At 39.0% G+C, this 300-nt stretch carries 1 protein-coding gene; it reads left to right on the top strand.

Annotated elements, in window-relative coordinates; all coding sequences use genetic code 11:
* A partial coding sequence (locus C1E99_RS14070; protein ID WP_330848234.1) for a ketopantoate reductase C-terminal domain-containing protein occupies window positions 1-300 on the top strand: 300 nt, incomplete at both ends.

Below are 300 nucleotides of genomic sequence, written 5' to 3'. Positions count from 1 at the left end.
CTGAGCGTTCAGCATATTCTTGGTGATGAGCAATCAGTTGCGGATATTATTGAAATGCTGAATGAAGCTGGGCTAAATGTGACCTATGATAATCATGTTGTCAGTGCTATTTGGCAGAAAGCCTGTGTCAATGGTGTGATGAATCCAACTTGTACCATTTTAGACTGTACAATTGGTGAATTATTTGGTACGGAGGCTGGACTGAATCTAGTACAGGGGATTTTCAAAGAATTTATTGCTGTTGCTAAGTCTGAGGCAGATGGAATTGACGAAGAAGCTATTTGGAAATATGTTATTGAT

The sequence above is a fragment of the Streptococcus suis genome, from assembly GCF_002964045.1.
GTDB lineage: Bacteria > Bacillota > Bacilli > Lactobacillales > Streptococcaceae > Streptococcus > Streptococcus suis_U.
The sequence above is the reverse complement of the archived record's forward strand: the minus strand, read 5'-3'. Positions and strand labels throughout refer to the sequence as shown.